This is a genomic window from Nocardiopsis quinghaiensis (assembly GCF_008638365.1).
In the GTDB taxonomy this organism is placed as follows: domain Bacteria; phylum Actinomycetota; class Actinomycetes; order Streptosporangiales; family Streptosporangiaceae; genus Nocardiopsis; species Nocardiopsis quinghaiensis.
Genome location: NZ_ML703338.1, coordinates 1 through 19,080, shown reverse-complemented (window position 1 = coordinate 19,080; position 19,080 = coordinate 1). Strand labels below are relative to the sequence as shown.

Here is a 19,080-nt window from a genome sequence, read left to right as displayed (position 1 = left end):
TGCCTCCGGCCGGACCGCTGTCGGTACCGTCCACCCCATGGCCTCGGGGTGTACGCTCGCCACGCCGGTACCGGCGTGGTCCGGTCGGAGGCGCCCCAACACGGGACGCGCGGCACGAGGTGCCGCATCGAGGCGCGGGAAGACGAAGACAGGGGCGGAATCAGGCCTGGTCGAGCACCCTGTTGAGCAACTCGCCCAGCCTGCGCGCCCGCTGTGTGACGACGTCCAGGGCGCGTTCGGCCTCGAAGGGCTCGAAGACCGCGCCCACGGCGTCGTTGCTGATGATCGCCAGTCCCAGCACCTCGGCCTCCATCTCCACGGCCGCGATGGCCTCCAGGGCGATCGACCGGCCCACCAGGTCCGCGCCCGCCTGGTGCAGCACCTTCAGCTCCGACGGGGTCTGCATCTGCGGTCCGACCGTGGACACGTACACACCCTCGGCCAGCGACGCGTCCACCTCGTGGACGACCTGCCGCAGCCTGGGGCTGTAGGCCTCCGTCAGGTCCACGAACGAGGGGCCGGTCAGCGGCGACCGGGCGGTCAGGTTGATGTGGTCGCGGATCACCACGGGCTGCCCCGGGGCGAAGTCGGTGCGCAGCGACCCGGCCGAGCCCGTCAGCACCACGGTCGCCGCTCCCGCGGCCACGCCCGTGCGCACCGCGTGGGTGACCTCCATGGGGTCGTAGCCCTCGTAGAGGTGAACGCGTCCCATGAACACGGCCACCCGCTTCTCTCCCACCCACATGCTGCGGACCTTGGGGGAGTGACCCCTGGCGGTGGGTACGTGGAAACCGGGCAGCTCGGCCACGTCGAGCTCGATGTCGTACGAGCCCAACGTGTCCACCGCGCCCGCCCAACCCGAGCCGAGCACCATCAGCGCGTCGAAGCTGTCAGCCCCGGCACGGGACAGCAGCTCGCGAGCGGAGCCGGATGCCAGCTCCTTCGCCTCGGCGGTCGTTTCCGGCCGCTGCTCTCTTTCCATCACACGACGGATGCTACAGCCGGGTAGGCGGAATGATCCGGAACACGGGTGCGTGTGTCCCGCTTCGCGGAACTCGCGCGCGAACTCACCGGATTCACAGGTCGGAGGGCAGGCAGTCCCGGGCGAGCAGGTCCGACACGTACCAGTCGGGCGCCCCGGCCTTCTCGGCGGCGGCCGCGAGCTGGCCCAGCTGTATGGCCGAGGGCATCCCGCCCTCGTAGCCGTCCAGCACGTAGGCCCACGCCGTCACCACGCCCCTGTCGGCCGTCCGGGCGCGCACGGTCATCCTCCTGTACGCCCGCCCGTCGCCCGCCACCGCCCTCAACGGACGCCTGCGGCGCGGTTCCCCCTCTCCGTCGCCCGCCACCGCCCTCAACGGACGCCCTCTGCGCGGCTCCTCCAGGGCCCCCTCCCAGGAGTCCAGGTGGGGTTCGTCCCATTCCATGAGGTCGTACAGCGCCACGAAGACCCGTTGACCGGAGTCCTCGGCCAGGGTCGTCAGCGCGCCCCCCGGCGCGGGAAGGCACTCACCGAAGGTCAGGCGCCATCCCTCCAGCCAGCCCGTGGCCAACAGGGGCGAGCGCGGAGCACGCCGGGCCATCTGCCCGGGGTCGAGGTTCGTTCCATACGCGGCGTAGACGGACACGGGCAACATCGTAGGACCGGTCGGCCCGGGGTGCCTGCTATTTCCCCCGGTCGGCATGGCCGACAATGGGAGGAAGCGAGAAAACCAGGTGGTGCCCCGCCATGCCCGCATATCGCCCGGACCGGCAACGCGCGTGGCGGACCATCCGCAGAGGGAGTGAGGCAGCGTGACGAAGGTCGTGATCATCGGTGGCGGTCCCGGGGGCTACGAGGCGGCACTGGTCGCAGCGCAGCTCGGCGCGGACGTGACGGTGGTGGAACGCGACGGCATCGGCGGCGCGTGCGTCCTCACCGACTGCGTCCCCTCCAAGAGCCTGATCGCCACGTCCACCCGCAGGACGTACGTACGCGAGTCACCCAGCCTGGGCGTCCACATCCACGGCACCGACGACAAGGCAGCGGTCGGGGTGGACACCGACCGGGTGAACTCCCGGATCAAACGCCTGGCCCGGGCGCAGTCCGAGGACACCCGCGCCCGCCTGGTCAAGGAGGGCGTGGAGGTGATCAGCGGAGAGGCCCGCCTGGTCGACCCGCACATCGTCGCCATCGGCGACCAGCGCCTGCGCGCCGACGTCGTCCTCGTCGCCACGGGCGCCCATCCCCGCGAGCTGCCCACCGCCAAGCCCGACGGCGAGCGCATCCTCACCTGGCGCCACCTCTACGACATGGAGGAGCTGCCGGAGAAGCTCATCGTGGTCGGCTCCGGCGTCACCGGCGCCGAGTTCGCCAGCGCCTACCAGTCCCTCGGTTCCGAGGTCACCCTCGTCTCCTCCCGCGAGCGCGTCATGCCCACCCAGGACCCCGACGCCGCCGAGGTGCTGGAGCAGGTCTTCATGCGCCGCGGCATGACCGTCCTCAGCAAGACCCGCGCCGAGTCGGTGGTGCGCACCGAGAACGGCGTGCTCGTCACCCTCTCCGACGGCCGCACGGTGGAGGGCAGCCACTGCCTGATGACGGTCGGCATGATTCCCAACACCGAGAACCTGGGACTGGAGGAGGCCGGTGTCCGCCTGGGCGGCGGCGGCTTCGTCGAGGTCGACCGGGTCTCGCGCACCACCGTCTCGGGCGTGTACGCCGCCGGTGACTGCACCGGGGTCAACATGCTCGCCTCCGTGGCCGCGATGCAGGGACGCATCGCCATGTGGCACGCGCTCGGCGAGGCGGTGGCCCCGCTCAAGCTGTCCACCGTGGCCTCCACCGTGTTCACCCACCCCGAGTTGGCGGCGGTGGGCGCCAGCGAGGACGACGTGCGCAGCGGCCGGATCGACGGGCGGTCGGTCACCCTGCCGCTGAACACCAACCCGCGCGCCAAGATGGACGAGCTCAACGACGGCTTCGTCAAGCTGATCTGCCGCCAGCACACCGGCATCGTGCTGGGCGGGGTCATCGTCGGCCCGCGCGCCAGCGAGCTCATCCTGGGCGTGTCCATCGCCGTCCAGCAGCGCCTGACCGTGGACGACATCGCGCACACCTTCTCGGTGTACCCGTCGTTGTCGGGCAGTGTCACCGAGGCCGCCCGCTCCCTCATGCTGGCCTCCCCGGAGTAGGGGACGCCTCCGCCATGGGCTCGCCGCGCGTCCGGCCACGGCCGTCGCGGCGGGTCCCGGGCACCCGTTGCGTCCTGCGCCCTTACCTGTTTTTGGCCCCGATCAAGTACTGTCTTGGTGTGATCTGTCCCAAGTGTCAAAGCACCATGCGCACATTCGACCGCCAGGGCGTCCACATCGACCGGTGTGACGGCTGCCAGGGCATCTTCCTGGACCGCGGTGAGCTGGAACGCGTCGTGGACGCCGAGCAGCGTCACTACGGCGTGGCGCCGCCCCCGCCCCCGCCGGACCCGCATGGCCGGCCGCCGCACCCCTACCCCCAGGCCCCGCCGCCCGTCGGCTACCCCCGCGGCGGCTACCCGGACTCCCCGGGTGGTTACCGGGACTCGCCGCGCGGATACGGCGGCTACCGGGACTCGCCCGGCCCCTACCGCGGCCGCCGTAAGAAGAGCTTCCTGGAGGGACTCTTCGACTGACCCGAGCGGTCGAAGGCCCTTCGCGAACCAACCGAGGAAATCCGTGCACCCGCTGATCTGCGACCACTGCGGGGAGCTGGACGAGACCCCCGACACCGCCGCGGGGGTCTCCGTGCTGCGCTGTGCGTCCTGCCGGCGCACCCGGCCGTTCCTGCGCCTGCCCCTGTACTGCGTGTCGGGGCCCAGCGGCACCGGCAAGTCCACCATCGCCGGAACGCTGCTGGAGAGGCTCCGGGACCGCTTCGTCGTCCTCGAACAGGACCTGCTGTGGGTCGGCGGGCTCCGCGACCCCTCCGGCCACCACCGCCTGTTCCGCTCCACCTGGCTGCGCACCGCCGCCATGGTCCAGCAGAACGGGCGCCCCGTCGTGCTGTGCGGGACCGTGGTGCCGCCGGAGTTCGAGCCCCTGCCCGAGCGCGCCCTGTTCAGCGACGTCCACTACCTCGCGCTGACCTGTGAGCCCGAGGCCCTGGCCGCACGCCTGCGGGCACGTCCCGCCTGGCGCGGGTGGGACGAGGAGCGGATCCGGGAGAACCTGGAGTACGCCGCCTGGGTGGAGGCCGAGGCCGAGCGCATGCGCCCCCCGGTCACCCTGGTCGACACCACCCGCGCCGAACCCGCGGACACGGCCGTGTCCGTATGCCGGTGGATCGAGGACCTGCACGCGGCGGCCGTCGCCTCCTGAGATGGTGGCACGAGCGACGTCGGCGGTGGCCGGCCCCGCACCGTGCGTGTCCGCGTGCCCCACGGAGAGGGGCCCCGAGCGGCTGCTCGGGGCCCCTGGCGGTCGTGGCGGGCGAGGGTCAGAAGTCGAAGCCGCCGAAGTCTCCGCCGCCGAAGTCGCCTCCGAAATCGCCGCCTCCGCCCATGTCACCCCCGGCGCCGACGTCTCCGGCGCCCATGCCCATTCCCATGCCCATCATCGACCCCATCATGGAGCCCATCATCATGCCGGTGAACATGCCCGCCATCATGTTCATGCCGAAGTAGCCGCTGGCGTAGGGCGAGTAGGCCGGACCGGCGTCGTAGTACGGGCGGCGCTCACCGCCCACCTCGACCAGGCGGACGTCGGGCTGCCCGCCGGTGCGTACCGCCTGGGCGCAGGCGGCACAGGCGGTGACCTCGCGGGGCGCGCCGCCGGGCGGGGCCCAGGTGACGTCCTCCACGGACGGGCCGTGCTGCGGGTTGAAGAAGCAGGGGCCGCGCCGCTCGGGCACCGGGTCGCCGTTCATGCGGGCCCGGGTCGCGGTCATGTAGTAGCGGCCGTCCTCCAGGGCGCTGGTGACGAGCCGGACCTGGTCGGGCTCCTTGATGGTGTCCAGCAGGGCCTTGGCCTGGTCGTAGGCGTCCATGGCCTGGGTGTAGTCGTCGCGGGTGGCCTCGTCGACCTTGGACACGTCGATCTCCAGGCGGGCGACGTCCTCACCGAGCCGGACGACGTCCTCGGTGGCCATCTGCCTGATCTCCTCGAGCTGCCTGGCCTTCTCGGCCTCGCGCTTCTTGCGGCTGCTGTGAACGAACCAGGCGCCCGCTGCGATGATCGCCAGCAGCAGGCCCAGCAGCACCAGACCGGAGACGGCTCCGGCCTCCTCGGCCTCCTGGGCCTCGGCCGCGGCCTCGGGGACGGCGACCAGGGTGTCGACCTGGTTGCTGCCGCCCTGCTGCAGGGCCGTCTCGCGGATGGTCTCGGTGTCCTCGACGTTCGGGGACATGACCTGGAAGACCTGGTCGCCCACGACGACCCCGTAGAGCCCGTCGCCGACCTCCTCCATGACCGGGTTCATCAGGGAGTCCATCCCGGTCTGGGAGGCGACGCTGTCGGAGGGCAGGAGTACGTAGTAGACGGGTGTGTCCGCCTCGGCGGCGGACGACTCCAGGGCGTTCTCCTCGGCCTCGGGGATCGCGTCGATACTCGGGTCGATGAAGACGCCGTCGCCTTCGAGCTCCTCGACGACGGCCTGGGACTCCGGTGGTCGTGGCTGCGTGTCGGCCGAGGCGGGCACCGCGGCGGCGCTCACCAACGCAGCCGCGAGTCCGGCGGTCAGCACTGTGGGTGTTACCAAGCGGCGCAACATATCGTTCCTCTCGCCTCCCTCACCCCAAGGACGAACGGACACCCCCTGCCGGTTCCCGGTGTGCCCGTTCTCACGGGTGCGGGAGGCGGCGCGGCCCGCCGGAGGGCTCCGGCGGGCCGCGGTGGACGTGGGGCGGTGGGCGTGGGGGAGGTGCCTCAGCTCTGTCCGGCGGCTCCGGCGGGAACCTTCCGTACGTCCGGGTCGTCCTCGGCCGCCTCGGTTCCGGCGTCGGCGTGGGCCTCGTCCAGCGGCACGAAGCCGGAGGCGTCGCGCGTCGCGTTGTAGCGGGCCAGGTCCATGATGCCCTCGCGCTTGGCGACGATGGTCGGGACCAGCGCCTGACCGGCGACGTTGACCGCCGTACGGCCCATGTCCAGGATCGGGTCGACGGCCAGCAGCAGGCCCACGCCCTCCAGGGGCAGGCCCAGGGTGGACAGGGTCAGCGTCAGCATGACGGTCGCGCCGGTGGTTCCGGCGGTCGCGGCCGAACCGATCACCGACACGAACACGATCAGCAGGTAGTCGGTGACGCCGAGGCTGACCCCCGGGAAGAACTGGGCGATGAAGATCGCCGAGATCGCCGGGTAGATGGCGGCGCAGCCGTCCATCTTGGTGGTGGCGCCGAACGGCACGGCGAACGCGGAGTAGTAGCGCGGGACGCCCAGGTTCTGCTCGGTGACCCGCTGGGTGACGGGCATGGTGCCCATCGAGGAGCGGGACACGAAGGCCAGCTGGACCGCGGGCCACACGCCGCTGAAGTACTTCGCCGGGGACAGGCCGTTGAGGCGGATGAGCACCGGGTAGACGACGAACAGCACCAGGGCCAGGCCGACGTAGACGGTCAGCGCGAACTTGCCGAGGGCGCCGATGGTGGTCCAGCCGTAGCTGTACACGGCGTTGCCCAGCAGGCCGACGGTGCCGATCGGGGCCAGGCGGATGACCCACCACAGGGCCTTGAGCACGACCTGCAGCGCGGAGTCGGTGAAGGTGATGAACGGCTCGGCGGCCTTGCCGACCTTCACCGCCGCGATGCCCAGGACGATGGCGATGACGATCAGCTGCAGCACGTTGAAGCTCAGTCCGGCGCTGAGGCTCCCGTCGTCGGCGGCGGAGACGTTCGCGCCCAGGCCCAGGAAGTTGGCGGGGACGATGCTCTCGATGAACGCCAGCCAGGAGCCGGTGCCCGAGGGCTCCCCGGCGGTGGTGGCGTCCACGGCGCTGTTGACGCCGGGCCGGAGGGTCAGACCGAGCGTGATGCCGATGGCCACCGCGATCAGGGCGGTGGCGCCGAACCACAGCAGGGTCTTCCAGGCCAGCCGCGCCGCGTTGGTGACGTTGCGCAGGTTGGCGATGGAGGAGATGACGGCGAGGACGATCAGCGGCGGCACGATCGTCCGCAGCAGCGTGACGAAGGTCGAGCCGATGGTGTCGAGGGTGACGGCGAGCCAGTTCGGCTGGTCGTCGCCGACCGGGCCGATCTGGAGGGCGACGACGCCCAGGACGACGCCCAGGACCAGGCCGGTGAGGACCTGGGCCGCGAACGGGAAGCGAAGCGTTCTGCGCTTGCTGGAAGTGCCTGTGCTCTGTGCGGACACGGGTTGGGACTCCAGAGGACGGTGAAGGCAACCGGAAGCGCACCCTGCGGCGCGTTCGGCGTCGCGGGGCTCCGGCTCGGGGAATGGCGGTGACCACCAGGGGGCGGTGACGGGGGAGGGTGTGCGGCGCGCTGCCCGGACGGGCGCGCGTGGACCTAGCTACACGCTTGGGAGCTGCGGCGGCACAGGTCGATGTGCCACCGCCGCGTCAGTCCCCAGATGTTCGTCACAAACAAGGACAATAACGTTCGTTCCTTACCTATTCCATGCACGAACGTGGACAACTTCCTGTCCCTGAGGCCACATCGTCCACTCCACGGGCGTTGCGGTGCGCCTTCCCGGGTGAGGGTGCGGTGAGGATCACCCTGCGGCCGGGGTGGGGTGGGACGATGTGTTGAGAACACCGTTACGGGGTGACAGTGATGGCTACTGTGGGCGACGAGAGCGATCCGACGACCGGAGGCAGTGACATGTCTGTTCCGTCCGTGGCAGGACGCCCGGTCCCGGAGTTCGGTGAGGTGACGATCCCGATGCCCCCTCCGCAGGGATTCACCGCTGATGACCTCGACCGCATCCCGGATCTTCCGCCGCACACCGAACTCATCGACGGAAGCCTGGTACTGGTGAGCCCCCAGAAGCTGTTCCACACGCTGGTTCTTGAACTGTTGGGGGACGCGCTGAAGGCGCACCTCCCCAGCGGTCTCCGGGTGGCCAGGGAGTTCTCGGTCAGACTCGGTGAGCGACAGCGTCCGGAACCGGACTTGACGCCGGTCCGCGCAGACGCCTTCGCGAGGCTGGAACAGGCATGGTTCCCCCTGAAGCGGTGGAACTCGCGGTCGAGGTCGTCTCGCCGGAGTCGGTGATCAGGGACCGGGAGCGCAAACCTCAGCTCTATGCCCGTGCCGGTGTCCCCTTCTTCTGGCGAGTCGAGCAGGAGGGGGACGACGCGGTGGTCTACGAGTACGAGAGGGATCCGGCCAGTCCTTCCGGTGACTACTGCCGACCGGCTGCGCACCGCAAGAAGCTCACGGTCTCCGCACCCCTTGATCTGGAGTCCGACCTGACCGACGTCCTGCACCGCTGACCGCGTATGCGTGAGGGGGAGGCACCGGTCGCCGGTACCTCCCCCACCCGCGCGGTGCGGACGTCAGGCGTCCTTGATCTCGCAGACCACCGCGCCGTTGCCCACGGTCTCGCCCGCGGCGACCTTCAGGCCGGTGACCGTGCCCGCCTTGTGCGCGTTCAGCGGCTGCTCCATCTTCATCGCCTCGATCACGACCACCGTGTCGCCCTCGGCGACCTGGGCGCCCTCCTCGGCCACCAGCTTGACCACGGTCCCCTGCATCGGTGAGACCAACGCGTCACCACCGGCCACCGCGGCCCCGCCGCCCCTACGCGAGGCACGCTTCCTCCTGCTGCCGCCACCCGCCGCGGGGGCGGCGGCCGAGGCGCCCAGGCCGGCGGGCAGCACCACGTCGACGCGCTTGCCGCCCACCTCCACGGTCACGGTCTCCCGCTCGGCCTCCCCGGCCTCGCCGGGGACGCCCGACCAGGGCTCGATCCGGTTGTCGAACTCGGTCTCGATCCACCGGGTGTGGACCCCGAACTCCCGGGCCGGGTCGGCCGGGGCGAACGCCGGATCCTCCACCACGGCCTCGTGGAAGGGGATGACCGTGGGCATCCCGCCCACCTCGAATTCGGCCAGCGCCCGCCGCGAGCGCTGCAACGCCTCGGTGCGGGTACGGCCGGTCACGATCAGCTTGGCGACCATGGAGTCGAAGGCCTGCGGGACGGTGAACCCCGCTTCGCAGCCGGTGTCCACGCGCACGCCCGGACCGGTGGGCAGCCTCAGCCCGGTGATGGTGCCCGGGGCGGGCATGAAGCCCCGGCCCGCGTCCTCGGCGTTGATCCGGAACTCGAAGGAGTGCCCGCGCACGGCCGGATCGCCGTAGCCCAGTTCCTCGCCGTCGGCGATCCGGAACATCTCACGGACCAGGTCGATACCGGTGACCTCCTCGCTCACCGGGTGTTCGACCTGCAGGCGGGTGTTGACCTCCAGGAAGGAGATGGTGCCGTCGACGCCGACGAGGAACTCGCACGTACCGGCGCCCACGTAGTCGGCCTCGGCCAGGATGGCCTTGGAGGAGGAGCGGAGCCGATCCATCTGGTCCTGGCTCAGGAACGGGGCCGGGGCCTCCTCCACGAGCTTCTGGTGGCGCCGCTGCAGCGAGCAGTCGCGGGTGGAGACGACCACGACGTTGCCGTGGGTGTCGGCCAGGCACTGGGTCTCCACGTGGCGGGGCCGGTCCAGGTAGCGCTCCACGAAGCACTCCCCGCGCCCGAACGCGGTGACGGCCTCGCGCACCGCGGACTCGTAGGCGTCGGGCACCTCCTCCAGGGTGTGGGCGACCTTGAGGCCGCGCCCGCCGCCGCCGAAGGCGGCCTTGATCGCGATGGGCAGGCCGTGCTCCTCGGCGAAGGCCACGACCTCCTCGGCCGACCCGACCGGGTCGGGGGTGCCCGCCACCAGCGGGGCACCGACCTTCTGCGCGATGTGGCGGGCCTGGACCTTGTCGCCCAGGGCGGTGATCGCCGCGGGCGGGGGGCCGATCCAGGTGAGGCCGGCGTCGATGACGGCCTGGGCGAAGCCGGCGTTCTCGGCCAGGAACCCGTACCCGGGGTGCACGGCGTCCGCGCCCGTGCGGCGGGCCACGTCCAGGAGCTTGGCGATGTCCAGGTAGGAGTCGGCCGGGGTGGTACCGCCCAGGGCGTGGGCCTGGTCGGCGACCTTGACGTGCAGGGCGTCCAGGTCGGGCTCGGCGTAGACGGCGACGCTTTCGATCCCCGCGTCGCGACAGGCGCGGGCGATGCGCACGGCGATCTCGCCGCGGTTGGCGATCAGTACTTTACGCACGGTGGGAAGTCCTTCTGCTGTGGCGTGGGGCGGACAGCGCGCCGGCCGCGCCGTGAGGAGTCTGGGAACTGGGAACGGGGAGGCACCGGGGTCATCTCATGCTCATCCGCCAGGCACCGGGGCCGGGCCGCAGGGGGGCGCTCAGCGCCCGCGAGCGGTCCCGCCACCCGGGCGGGCGCTCCGGCTCCGGCCTCTCGGCGGAACGGGCGGCGGCGCGCGCGCTGAGCACCGCGGTGAGGACCGCGATCTCCTCGGCGGTCGGCTCACCGCGCACCACGGCCAGGTGCGCTGGGTCCTTCGGCGCGCTCACAGCGGGATGTTCCCGTGCTTCTTGGGCGGCAGCTGCTTGCGCTTGTTCCGCAGCGCCCTGAGGGCCTTGGCGACCTGGACACGGGTCTCGGAGGGCATGATGACGCCGTCCACGTACCCCCGCTCGGCGGCGGAGTAGGGGTTGAGGAGCGTGTCCTCGTACTCGCCGATGAGCCGGGTGCGCTCGGCCTCGACGTCGTCGGCCGCGGCCAGGGTGCGCCGGTGCAGGATGTTCACCGCGCCCTGGGCGCCCATGACCGCGATCTGCGCGGTGGGCCAGGCCAGGTTGACGTCCGCGCCCAGGTGCTTGGAGCCCATGACGTCGTAGGCGCCGCCGAAGGCCTTGCGCGTGATCACGGTGATCAGGGGGACAGTGGCCTCGGCGTAGGCGTACAGCAGCTTGGCGCCGCGGCGGATGATGCCGTCCCACTCCTGGTCGGTGCCGGGCAGGAAGCCGGGCACGTCCACGAAGGTCAGCACCGGGACGTTGAAGGCGTCGCAGGTGCGCACGAAGCGCGCGGCCTTCTCGGAGGCGTCGATGTCCAGGCAGCCCGCGAAGCTCATGGGCTGGTTGGCCACGACGCCGACGGAACGGCCGTCCACGCGGCCGTAGCCCACCACGATGTTGGTGGCGAACTGGGAGTGGACCTCCAGGAAGTCGCCGTCGTCCAGGACGCTCTCGACGACCGTCCTCATGTCGTAGGGCTGGTTGGCCGAGTCCGGGATGAAGGAGTCCAGGGCCAGGTCGGCGTCGGTGGCCTCGTCGCCCGGGGCGTCCTCGGGCGGCAGGACCGGCGCCTCCTCCAGGTTGTTGTCGGGCAGGTGCGAGAGCAGCGTCTTCACGTATTCGATCGCGTCCTGCTCGTCGGCGCCCATGTAGTGCGCCACGCCAGACCTGGTGTTGTGGGTGCGGGCGCCGCCCAGCTCCTCCATGGAGACGTCCTCGCCGGTGACGGTCTTGATCACGTCGGGACCGGTGATGAACATCTGCGAGGTCTCGTCGACCATCACGATGAAGTCGGTGAGGGCGGGGGAGTAGACGTGGCCGCCCGCGGCGGCACCCATGATCAGGGAGATCTGGGGGATGACGCCCGAGGCGTGGGTGTTGCGCTTGAAGATCTCGGCGTACAGGCCCAGCGCGACCACGCCCTCCTGGATGCGCGCTCCGCCGCCCTCGTTGATGCCCACGACGGGGCACCCGTTGGTGAGGGCGTGGTCGAGGACCTTGACGATCTTCTCGCCGTAGACCTCGCCCAGCGACCCGCCGAAGACGGTGACGTCCTGGCTGAACACGGCGACGGGGCGTCCGTCGACCGTGCCGTGGCCGGTGACGACGCCGTCGCCGTAGGGGCGGTTGCTCTCCAGCCCGAAGCTGGTGGAGCGGTGTCGGGCCAGGGCGTCGAACTCCACGAACGAGCCGGGATCGAGCAGTGCGTCGATCCGCTCGCGGGCGGTCATCTTGCCTTTGGCGTGCTGCTTCTCGACGGCTCGGGCCGATCCCGCGTGCACGGCCTCGTAGCGGCGCCGCCGCAGGTCGGCGAGCTTGCCCGCGGTCGTGTGGATGTCGATCTCGTCCGGGGACAGTGGTTCAGGGGCTTCGGTGGCCATAACTACGCAGGTTAACCGCGCGCCGCCCGCGGCAGGGAACCGAGCCCTGTGTTACTCGCTGGTAGGTGGCTTCGGCGCGGCCGGCCCCCGAGCCGGCGCGGCGCGCGAAACGAAGGGGCGGACTCCGGGGAAACGGCGTGAGGGAATGTGCACTCCTTTCCTTGGAGCAACAATTCTTAACGCTCGGGCAAAACATCGGAAATGTGCCCCCGCGCACCTGGCGGCCGGTGCGATCTCTGTAGGGTCGGGGCCATGACAGCGGTAAGCGCAGAACGTGACAGTGCCCGGCAGGAAGTTCCCGAACAACTCAGGAATGACGTCAAACTGCTCGGCGAGATGCTCGGAACGGTCCTCGCCGAAAGCGGCGGCGAGGACCTGCTCGCCGATGTCGAGAAGCTCAGGCGCGCGGTGATCGGCGCCCGCGACGGATCCGTCACGGGGGAGGAGATCACCGCGATCGTCGCCGCGTGGCCGCTGGAGCGGGCCAAGCAGGTGGCCCGCGCCTTCACCGTCTACTTCCACCTGGCCAACCTGGCCGAGGAGCACCAGCGGATGCGGGCCCTGCGCGAGCGCGACGACGCCGCCAACCCGCCCCGTGAGTCCCTCGCGGCGGCCGTGCGCGCCATCCGCGAGGCCGACGGCGGCGAGGAGCGCCTCAACGAGCTGGTCGCGGGCATGGAGTTCCACCCCGTGCTCACCGCGCACCCCACGGAGGCCCGCCGCCGTGCCGTCTCCACCTCCATCCTGCGCATCAGCGCCCAGCTGGACGCCTGGCACACCTCCCACGAGGGCAGCAGCACCGCCGCCGAGGCGCACCGCCGCCTGATGGAGGAGGTCGACCTGCTCTGGCGCACCTCCCAGCTGCGCTACACCAAGCTCGACCCGCTCGACGAGGTGCGCACCGCGCTGGCCGCCTTCGACGAGACGATCTTCTCCGTCATCCCGCAGGTCTACCGGAGCCTGGACACGGCCATCGACCCCGAGGGCACCGGTGCGCGCCCGCCCCGCGCCAAGCCCTTCGTCCGTTACGGCAGCTGGATCGGCGGCGACCGCGACGGCAACCCCTACGTCACCCACGACGTGACCCGCGAGGCCATGATCATCCAGTCCGAGCACGTGCTGCGCGGCCTGGAGACGGCTTGCGACAAGGTGGCCCGCACCCTGACCGCCTACTCCAACCTCACCCCCGCCAGCCCCGCGCTGCTCGACGCGATCTCCGTGGCCAAGGCCGGGCATCCCACGCTGACGGCGGAGGTCGAGAAGCGCTCGCCCAACGAGCCGCACCGCCAGATGCTGATGCTGGCCACCGCCCGCCTGCGTGCCACGCGCGAGCGCGACGCCGACCTGGCCTACCCCGACGCAGACACCTTCCTGGCCGACCTGCGTACCGTGCAGGGGTCCCTGGTCGCCGCCGGCGCCCTCCGCCAGGCCTACGGCGAGCTGCAGCACCTGGTCTGGCAGGCGGAGAGCTTCGGCTTCCACCTCGCCGAGCTGGAGATCCGCCAGCACAGCGAGGTGCACGCCGCGGCGCTCGCCGAGCTGCGCGAGGGCAGGACACCCTCCGAGCGCACCGAGGAGGTCCTGGCCACCATCCGGGTCATCGCCTGGATCCAGGAGCGCTTCGGCGTGGAGGCCTGCCGCCGCTACATCGTCAGCTTCACCCGCTCGGCCGAGGACATCGCGGCCGTGTACGAGCTGGCCTCGCACGCGCTGCCGCCCGAGCGCGTGCCCGTCCTCGACGTCATCCCGCTGTTCGAGACCGGCGCCGACCTGGACGCCTCGCCCCACGTGCTCGACGGCATGCTGAAGCTGCCCCCGATGCAGAGGCGGCTGGAGGAGACCGGGCGCCGTGTGGAGGTCATGCTCGGCTACAGCGACTCGGCCAAGGACGTCGGCCCGGTCAGCGCCACCCTGCGCCTGTACGACGCCCAGGCCCGCCTGGCCGCGTGGGCGCGCGAGCACGACGTGCGCCTGACCCTGTTCCACGGCCGCGGCGGCTCGCTCGGCCGCGGCGGCGGACCGGCCAGCCGCGCCCTGCTGGCCCAGGCGCCCGGCTCGGTCGGCGGCCGGTTCAAGGTCACCGAGCAGGGCGAGGTCATCTTCGCCCGCTACGGGCAGTCCGCGATCGCCCGCCGCCACATCGAGCAGGTCGGCCACGCGGTGCTGATGGCCTCCACCGACGCCGTCCAGGAGCGCGAGCGCTCCGCCGAGCGCAGGTACCGGGAGTACGCCGACGCCATCGCCGGCGCCGCCCAGGAGGCCTACCTGGAACTGATCAACACCGAGGACTTCGCGGTGTGGTTCTCCCGGGTCAGCCCGCTGGAGGAGCTGGGCGAACTGCGTCTGGGCTCGCGCCCCGCGCGGCGCGGCGCGGCCCGGGGGCTGGGTGACCTGCGCGCGATCCCGTGGGTGTTCGCCTGGACCCAGACGCGGGTCAACCTGCCCGGCTGGTTCGGACTCGGCACGGGCCTGGCCGCCGTGGAGGACCTGGGCGTGCTCCAGGCCGCCTACCGCGAGTGGCCCATGTTCTCGTCCCTGCTGGACAACGCCGAGATGAGCCTGGCCAAGACCGACCGCACCATCGCCGAGCGCTACCTGGCCCTGGGCGGTCGGCCGGAGCTGACCGAGCTGGTGCTCGCCGAGTACGACCGCACCCGGGAACTGGTGCTGAAGGTGACCGGGCACAGCCGCCTGCTGGAGAACCGCGCGGTGCTCTCCCGGGCGGTCGACCTGCGCAACCCGTACGTGGACGCGCTGTCCCACCTGCAGTTGCGCGCCCTCGAAGCCCTGCGGGGCGAGGAGGCCGACGCGCTGTCCGAGCAGGACCAGCAGCACCTGGAGCGGCTGCTGCTGCTCTCGGTCAACGGTGTGGCCGCCGGTCTGCAGAACACCGGCTGACCCCGCCCGCGCGCGACGGCGCCCCGCACCCTTCCCGGTGCGGGGCGCCGTGCGTTCGGTGCCTTGCCGGTCAGGCCGGTCAGGCCGGGAAGCCGGAGGCGTCGAGCGTGGGGCCGAACGGTTCGGGGAGGTGGATCTCCTTGCCGAACGGCGGTTTCGTCATCCGGGTGTACGCACCGTTCCTGGGATCGGAGGAGAGCGTCAGCCGCGGAGCGGTCGGGGGAACGGTCGGGCACACGGGTTCCCGAACGGGGTCTCGGCGCTGCTGTAATGGGAGGTATGGCCAGCACGACCGACCCCTTCCCGCGCCCTCCGCTCGACACCGCGGCGCTCGACGCCGCCCTCGTCCGCCCGGGCGGCATGTGGCACCGGATCGAGGTGCTCCCCGAGGCCGGGTCCACCAACACCGAGCTGGCCGGACGGGCCCGGCGGGGCGCCCCGCACGGGAGCGTGCTGGTCACCGAGCACCAGACCGCGGGGCGCGGCCGTCTCGGACGCGGCTTCTCCACCCCGCCGCGCGCCGCACTCACCTTCTCCCTCCTGGTCCGGCCCGGGGTGCCCACCGCGAGGCTGGGCTGGCTGTCCGCGCTCATGGGCGTGGCCGCCGTCGACGCGGTGCGCCGGGTGCCGGGGGCCGAGGCGGCCCTCAAGTGGCCCAACGACGTCATCGTCCCCGCGCACCTGCGCGCCGAGCCGGGACCGGCCGACGGCAAGCTCGCCGGGATCCTGGCCGAGATCGACTTCTCCTCGGGCACGGCGGGCGTGGTCGTGGGGATCGGGATCAACGTCTCCCAGGACCGGGCCGAACTGCCCGTGGACACCGCCGTCTCCCTGCGCGGTGAGGGCGTCGGCGGCCTGGACCGGGGCGCCCTTCTCGCCTCCGTCCTGGACCGGTTCGAGGAGCTGTACACGGTGTGGACCGCCGCCGGCGGGGACGCCGAGGCCAGCGGCCTGGCCGCCCTCTACCGGGGTATGTGCGCCACCATCGGCCGCCGTGTGCGGGTGCACCTGCCCGGTGAGCGGTTCCTGGAGGGCACCGCGACCGGTGTCGACTCCGGGGCCCGGCTCCTGGTGGAGGGCCCCGAAGGAGAACGGGCCCTGAGCGCGGGCGACGTCGTGCACGTACGTCCCGGCTCCTGACCGGCCCGTACGAAGCGGACGACCGCCCGCCCCTCCAGGGAGGCGGACGCGGGCGTAAGCTGGAGGGGAACCCAGTGCCGTGCCATCGGCCGGTGACGAAGTGACTGTTCCCCGTTCCGGCGGGGATGGCCCGTGAAAGAGAACGTATGTCGTCGCGTCCCGACCCGAAAGCGATCGAGTCCGCCCTGCTCGGCGGTGAGGCGGTCTACACCAGGGAGCAGGCGGTCGAACTCGCCGGTGCCGACGCCGAGCTGGCCGGACGTATCTGGCGCGCCCTCGGCTTTCCCAGCCAGGGCGACGAGACGATCGTCTTCGCCGAGAGCGACGTCGAGTCGCTGCGCATCGCCAACAGCCTGCTCCAGGAGGGGATCCTGGACGAGGAGGGCGTGGTCCGCTTCGCCCGCGCGATGGGCCAGACCATGGCGCGCCTGGCCGACTGGCAGACCAGCATCCTGAGCACGCTCATCTTCCGGGAGGGCGAGGACTCCGTCAGTCCGCTGATGGGCCGGGTCAAGGAGTTGCTGCCGGACGTCGAACGGCTCCTGCTGCACATCTGGCGCCGACAGCTCTCCGCCTCCGCGGCCCGCACCCTCGCGGTGATGTCCAACGGCCAGGACAGCGTGCCCAACTACTACCCGCTGATCGTGGGGTTCGCCGACCTGGTCTCCTTCACCACGCTGAGCCGCGAACTGGACGAGGTCGAGCTGGCCGGGGTGGTCGAGGGCTTCGAGGCCACCGCCGCCGACATCGTCGCCTCCGGGGGCGGCCGCGTCGTCAAGACCCTCGGCGACGAGGTCCTCTACGTGGCCGACTCCCCGGCCGAGGCCGCCGACATCGCGCTGCGCCTGGCCTCGGGTGTCAAGACCCACGTGGAGGTGCCCGACGTCCGGGTGGGCCTGGCCTCCGGCCCGGTCCTGACCCTGCACGGCGACGTGTTCGGCACGACCGTCAACCGCTCCAGCCGTCTGACCTCCTTCGCCCGCCCCGGCACGGTCCTGATCGACGACAACCTCGCCGAGAGCCTCGCCGACGAGGAGGGCCTGCAGGTGGTCAGGGTGCGCGCCCGCCACGCGCACGGACTCGGGCTCATCCAGCCCTACGCGCTGCGCCGCAACTTCGAGCCCGGGGGCTGAACCGCGTCCGGCACGCGTGTGCGGGATAGGCTCGGAGACGTCGGACCAGCCCACGAGAGACCAGGTGGTGAACCGTGAGCGTTCCTTCCCCCGTCCAGCGCCTGCGTACCTCTGGAGTCGTCAGCCTGGAGGGAGGCGAGTTCGGTGTCGAGAACAACGTGTGGATCGTCGGAGACGAGGACAGCGCGATCGTCGTCGACGCCGCGCACGACCACGAGGCGATCGCCCGGGCCCTGGGCGACCGTGAGCTGATGGCGATCGTGTCCACGCACGGGCACAGCGACCACGTCAACGCGGCCGTCGCCCTGGCCGACCTCGCCGACTGCCCGATCCTGCTGCACCCCGACGACGCCGAGCTGTGGCACCGCGTGTATCCGTACCAGGAGCCCGACGCCCCGCTGCTCCACGGTGAGGCGCTCGTGGTCGGCGGTGTGGAGCTGGACATCCTGCACACACCGGGGCACACCCCCGGCGGCGTGTGCCTGTACGCACCCGGGCTCGGGGTGGTCCTCACCGGGGACACCCTCTCCGCCGACGGCCCCGGTGCCACAGGTCAGCCCTTCTCGGACTTCCCGACGATCATCGCCTCGATCCGCGACCGCCTCGTGGCTCTGCCGGGCGACACGGTCGTCCACCCCGGCCACGGCGAGTCCACCACCGTCGCCGAGGCCGCCGAGCACCTCGACGACTGGGCGGCACGGGGGTTCTGACCCGGCCCCACCGCCCCGCGTCGAAAGGCCGTGGGCGAACCGTTCCGCGACCTCGTCGGCGAACCCGGGGACCTGGTAAGCGGTCTCTGTGGGGCAACCGACCCGACCGGCGTCGAAGAGGCCCCGGGTTCGAGCTCCGGGGCCTCTTCACGCCACCAGAGCCAAGGACCTGAACGTTCACCAAGCGTCACGGTGATGTGCCCACGCCTCGGCGGCGCCGAGCACCGCTCTGAGCCGGTCCTCGTCAGGGCGTATCCCAACGAACCACTGGTGCGGCCGGGCGTTGGCGCGCACTGGCGCGCACGAACGGGTTGATGACCGCTTCTCTTCTCCACGCCGAGGCCGTTGGTGGTGATGATTCCGACCCGCAGCGGCACACCCGGCTCCACAGCAGTCACGACTGCGCTCACCGTTCTCCCTCTGCTCACGTCCGGGTTCGCCGAAGGGCGTTCGGTCGCCGCGACCCGTCACGGAATCAGCATGTGACTTCGGAAACGGATCCCTCCACCATCTGCGGGGCCTCGGCGAACACCTGACTCGGCGAGGAATCCGGGCGTAACCTTTCGCGCATGGCGGAACCCCCTTTCCCCGATGCGCTCACCAGGTTCCGGGAGCTGAACGGGATTTCCCAGAAGCAGCTCGCGCGCCGTGTCAACGCGTCCGCGGCGCCGGATTCCCGATGGACGAACGGGCACGCGCTGCCCCGACCTCCCATGGCGGAAATGCTGGACGCCGAGTTGGGAGCGAGCGGAAAGCTGCTGGCCACCCAGGACCGCGAGGCCGGACACCTGACCTTCGACCGCGCGGAGTGGGCCGCTCTGGTACACGCCGCCGCACGTTAGTGGGCCGACCGGATACGTTCCCGGTGTGACTGGAGTGCTCCACCCCCGGATGATCTTGTACTTATAGCAAGGTTGGAGCGGGTGGTTTCTAGTGTTTGTTGCAACGTTCCTGGTCAGGGGAGAGGGTTGTGGCAGGGAAGCGACTGAATCGAGATGAGCGGGTCCAGATCCAGACGCTGTGGTCTGAGGGCTACACCTACGAGCAG

Annotated in this window: 15 protein-coding genes and 1 pseudogene; 9 read left to right on the top strand and 7 right to left on the bottom strand. The window is 71.3% G+C overall.

Going from position 1 to position 19,080, the window contains the following annotated elements; genetic code table 11:
* Positions 1–160: 160 nt before the first annotated feature.
* Both FYX01_RS01285 and FYX01_RS01280 read right to left on the bottom strand, forming a co-directional pair.
* Positions 161–982 (bottom strand): purine-nucleoside phosphorylase, encoded by an 822-nt coding sequence (locus tag FYX01_RS01285; RefSeq protein ID WP_394350423.1) that lies wholly within the window; start codon positions 980–982, stop codon positions 161–163.
* 94 nt (positions 983–1,076) lie between these two features.
* Positions 1,077–1,637 (bottom strand): gamma-glutamylcyclotransferase family protein, encoded by a 561-nt coding sequence (locus FYX01_RS01280; RefSeq protein WP_150236649.1) that lies wholly within the window; start codon positions 1,635–1,637, stop codon positions 1,077–1,079.
* Positions 1,638–1,794: 157 nt separating this feature from the next.
* On the opposite strand from FYX01_RS01280, the gene FYX01_RS01275 reads away from it, so the two are divergent.
* The 3 genes from FYX01_RS01275 (at position 1,795) to FYX01_RS01265 (ending at position 4,335) form a co-directional block, all read left to right on the top strand.
* Positions 1,795–3,174 carry an NAD(P)H-quinone dehydrogenase gene (locus tag FYX01_RS01275; protein WP_150236647.1) on the top strand — a complete coding sequence of 460 codons (1,380 nt, stop codon included), beginning with the start codon at positions 1,795–1,797 and terminating at the stop codon, positions 3,172–3,174.
* Between the two features lie 119 nt (positions 3,175–3,293).
* Entirely contained in the window at positions 3,294–3,650 is a 357-nt protein-coding gene (locus FYX01_RS01270; RefSeq protein WP_223830257.1) for a TFIIB-type zinc ribbon-containing protein, read from the top strand.
* A gap of 43 nt (positions 3,651–3,693) precedes the next feature.
* Positions 3,694–4,335 (top strand): AAA family ATPase, encoded by a 642-nt coding sequence (locus FYX01_RS01265; RefSeq protein ID WP_150236643.1) that lies wholly within the window; start codon positions 3,694–3,696, stop codon positions 4,333–4,335.
* A gap of 118 nt (positions 4,336–4,453) precedes the next feature.
* On the opposite strand, the gene FYX01_RS01260 is transcribed toward FYX01_RS01265, so the two are convergent.
* Positions 4,454–5,698, bottom strand: coding sequence for a chemotaxis protein CheA (locus FYX01_RS01260; protein WP_150236988.1), 1,245 nt, complete (start codon positions 5,696–5,698; stop codon positions 4,454–4,456).
* Between the two features lie 182 nt (positions 5,699–5,880).
* On the bottom strand, positions 5,881–7,320 hold the full coding sequence (locus FYX01_RS01255) for a dicarboxylate/amino acid:cation symporter (RefSeq protein WP_150236641.1): 1,440 nt from the start codon (positions 7,318–7,320) through the stop codon (positions 5,881–5,883).
* A 470-nt stretch (positions 7,321–7,790) separates the two neighbouring features.
* On the opposite strand from FYX01_RS01255, the pseudogene FYX01_RS01250 reads away from it, so the two are divergent.
* Positions 7,791–8,404, top strand: a pseudogene (locus FYX01_RS01250) (Uma2 family endonuclease).
* Between the two features lie 63 nt (positions 8,405–8,467).
* Here the strand turns inward: FYX01_RS01250 and FYX01_RS01245 are convergent.
* From FYX01_RS01245 to FYX01_RS01235, 3 genes are all read right to left on the bottom strand, one after another.
* The gene (locus tag FYX01_RS01245; protein WP_150236639.1) at positions 8,468–10,234 is read right to left on the bottom strand and encodes an acetyl/propionyl/methylcrotonyl-CoA carboxylase subunit alpha; all 1,767 of its coding nucleotides are present in this window, start codon (positions 10,232–10,234) and stop codon (positions 8,468–8,470) included.
* Between the two features lie 91 nt (positions 10,235–10,325).
* Entirely contained in the window at positions 10,326–10,544 is a 219-nt protein-coding gene (locus tag FYX01_RS01240) for an acyl-CoA carboxylase subunit epsilon (protein ID WP_150236637.1), read from the bottom strand.
* Positions 10,541–12,151: an acyl-CoA carboxylase subunit beta gene (locus tag FYX01_RS01235; RefSeq protein ID WP_150236635.1), complete on the bottom strand. Its 1,611-nt coding sequence runs from the start codon at positions 12,149–12,151 to the stop codon at positions 10,541–10,543. The genes FYX01_RS01240 and FYX01_RS01235 overlap by 4 nt, the downstream gene beginning before the upstream one ends.
* Positions 12,152–12,487: 336 nt before the next feature.
* Between FYX01_RS01235 and FYX01_RS01230 the strand changes: the two genes are divergently transcribed.
* From FYX01_RS01230 to FYX01_RS01205, 5 genes are all read left to right on the top strand, one after another.
* Positions 12,488–15,049 carry a phosphoenolpyruvate carboxylase gene (locus FYX01_RS01230; RefSeq protein ID WP_150236986.1) on the top strand — a complete coding sequence of 854 codons (2,562 nt, stop codon included), beginning with the start codon at positions 12,488–12,490 and terminating at the stop codon, positions 15,047–15,049.
* A 279-nt stretch (positions 15,050–15,328) separates the two neighbouring features.
* Positions 15,329–16,189 (top strand): biotin--[acetyl-CoA-carboxylase] ligase, encoded by an 861-nt coding sequence (locus FYX01_RS01220; RefSeq protein ID WP_150236633.1) that lies wholly within the window; start codon positions 15,329–15,331, stop codon positions 16,187–16,189.
* Positions 16,190–16,335: 146 nt separating this feature from the next.
* Entirely contained in the window at positions 16,336–17,322 is a 987-nt protein-coding gene (locus FYX01_RS01215; protein WP_150236631.1) for an adenylate/guanylate cyclase domain-containing protein, read from the top strand.
* A 74-nt stretch (positions 17,323–17,396) separates the two neighbouring features.
* Entirely contained in the window at positions 17,397–18,032 is a 636-nt protein-coding gene (locus FYX01_RS01210; RefSeq protein WP_150236629.1) for an MBL fold metallo-hydrolase, read from the top strand.
* Between the two features lie 569 nt (positions 18,033–18,601).
* A complete protein-coding gene (locus FYX01_RS01205) occupies positions 18,602–18,874 on the top strand; it encodes a helix-turn-helix domain-containing protein (RefSeq protein ID WP_150236627.1) in 273 nt (90 codons plus the stop codon).
* Positions 18,875–19,080: the final 206 nt, after the last annotated feature.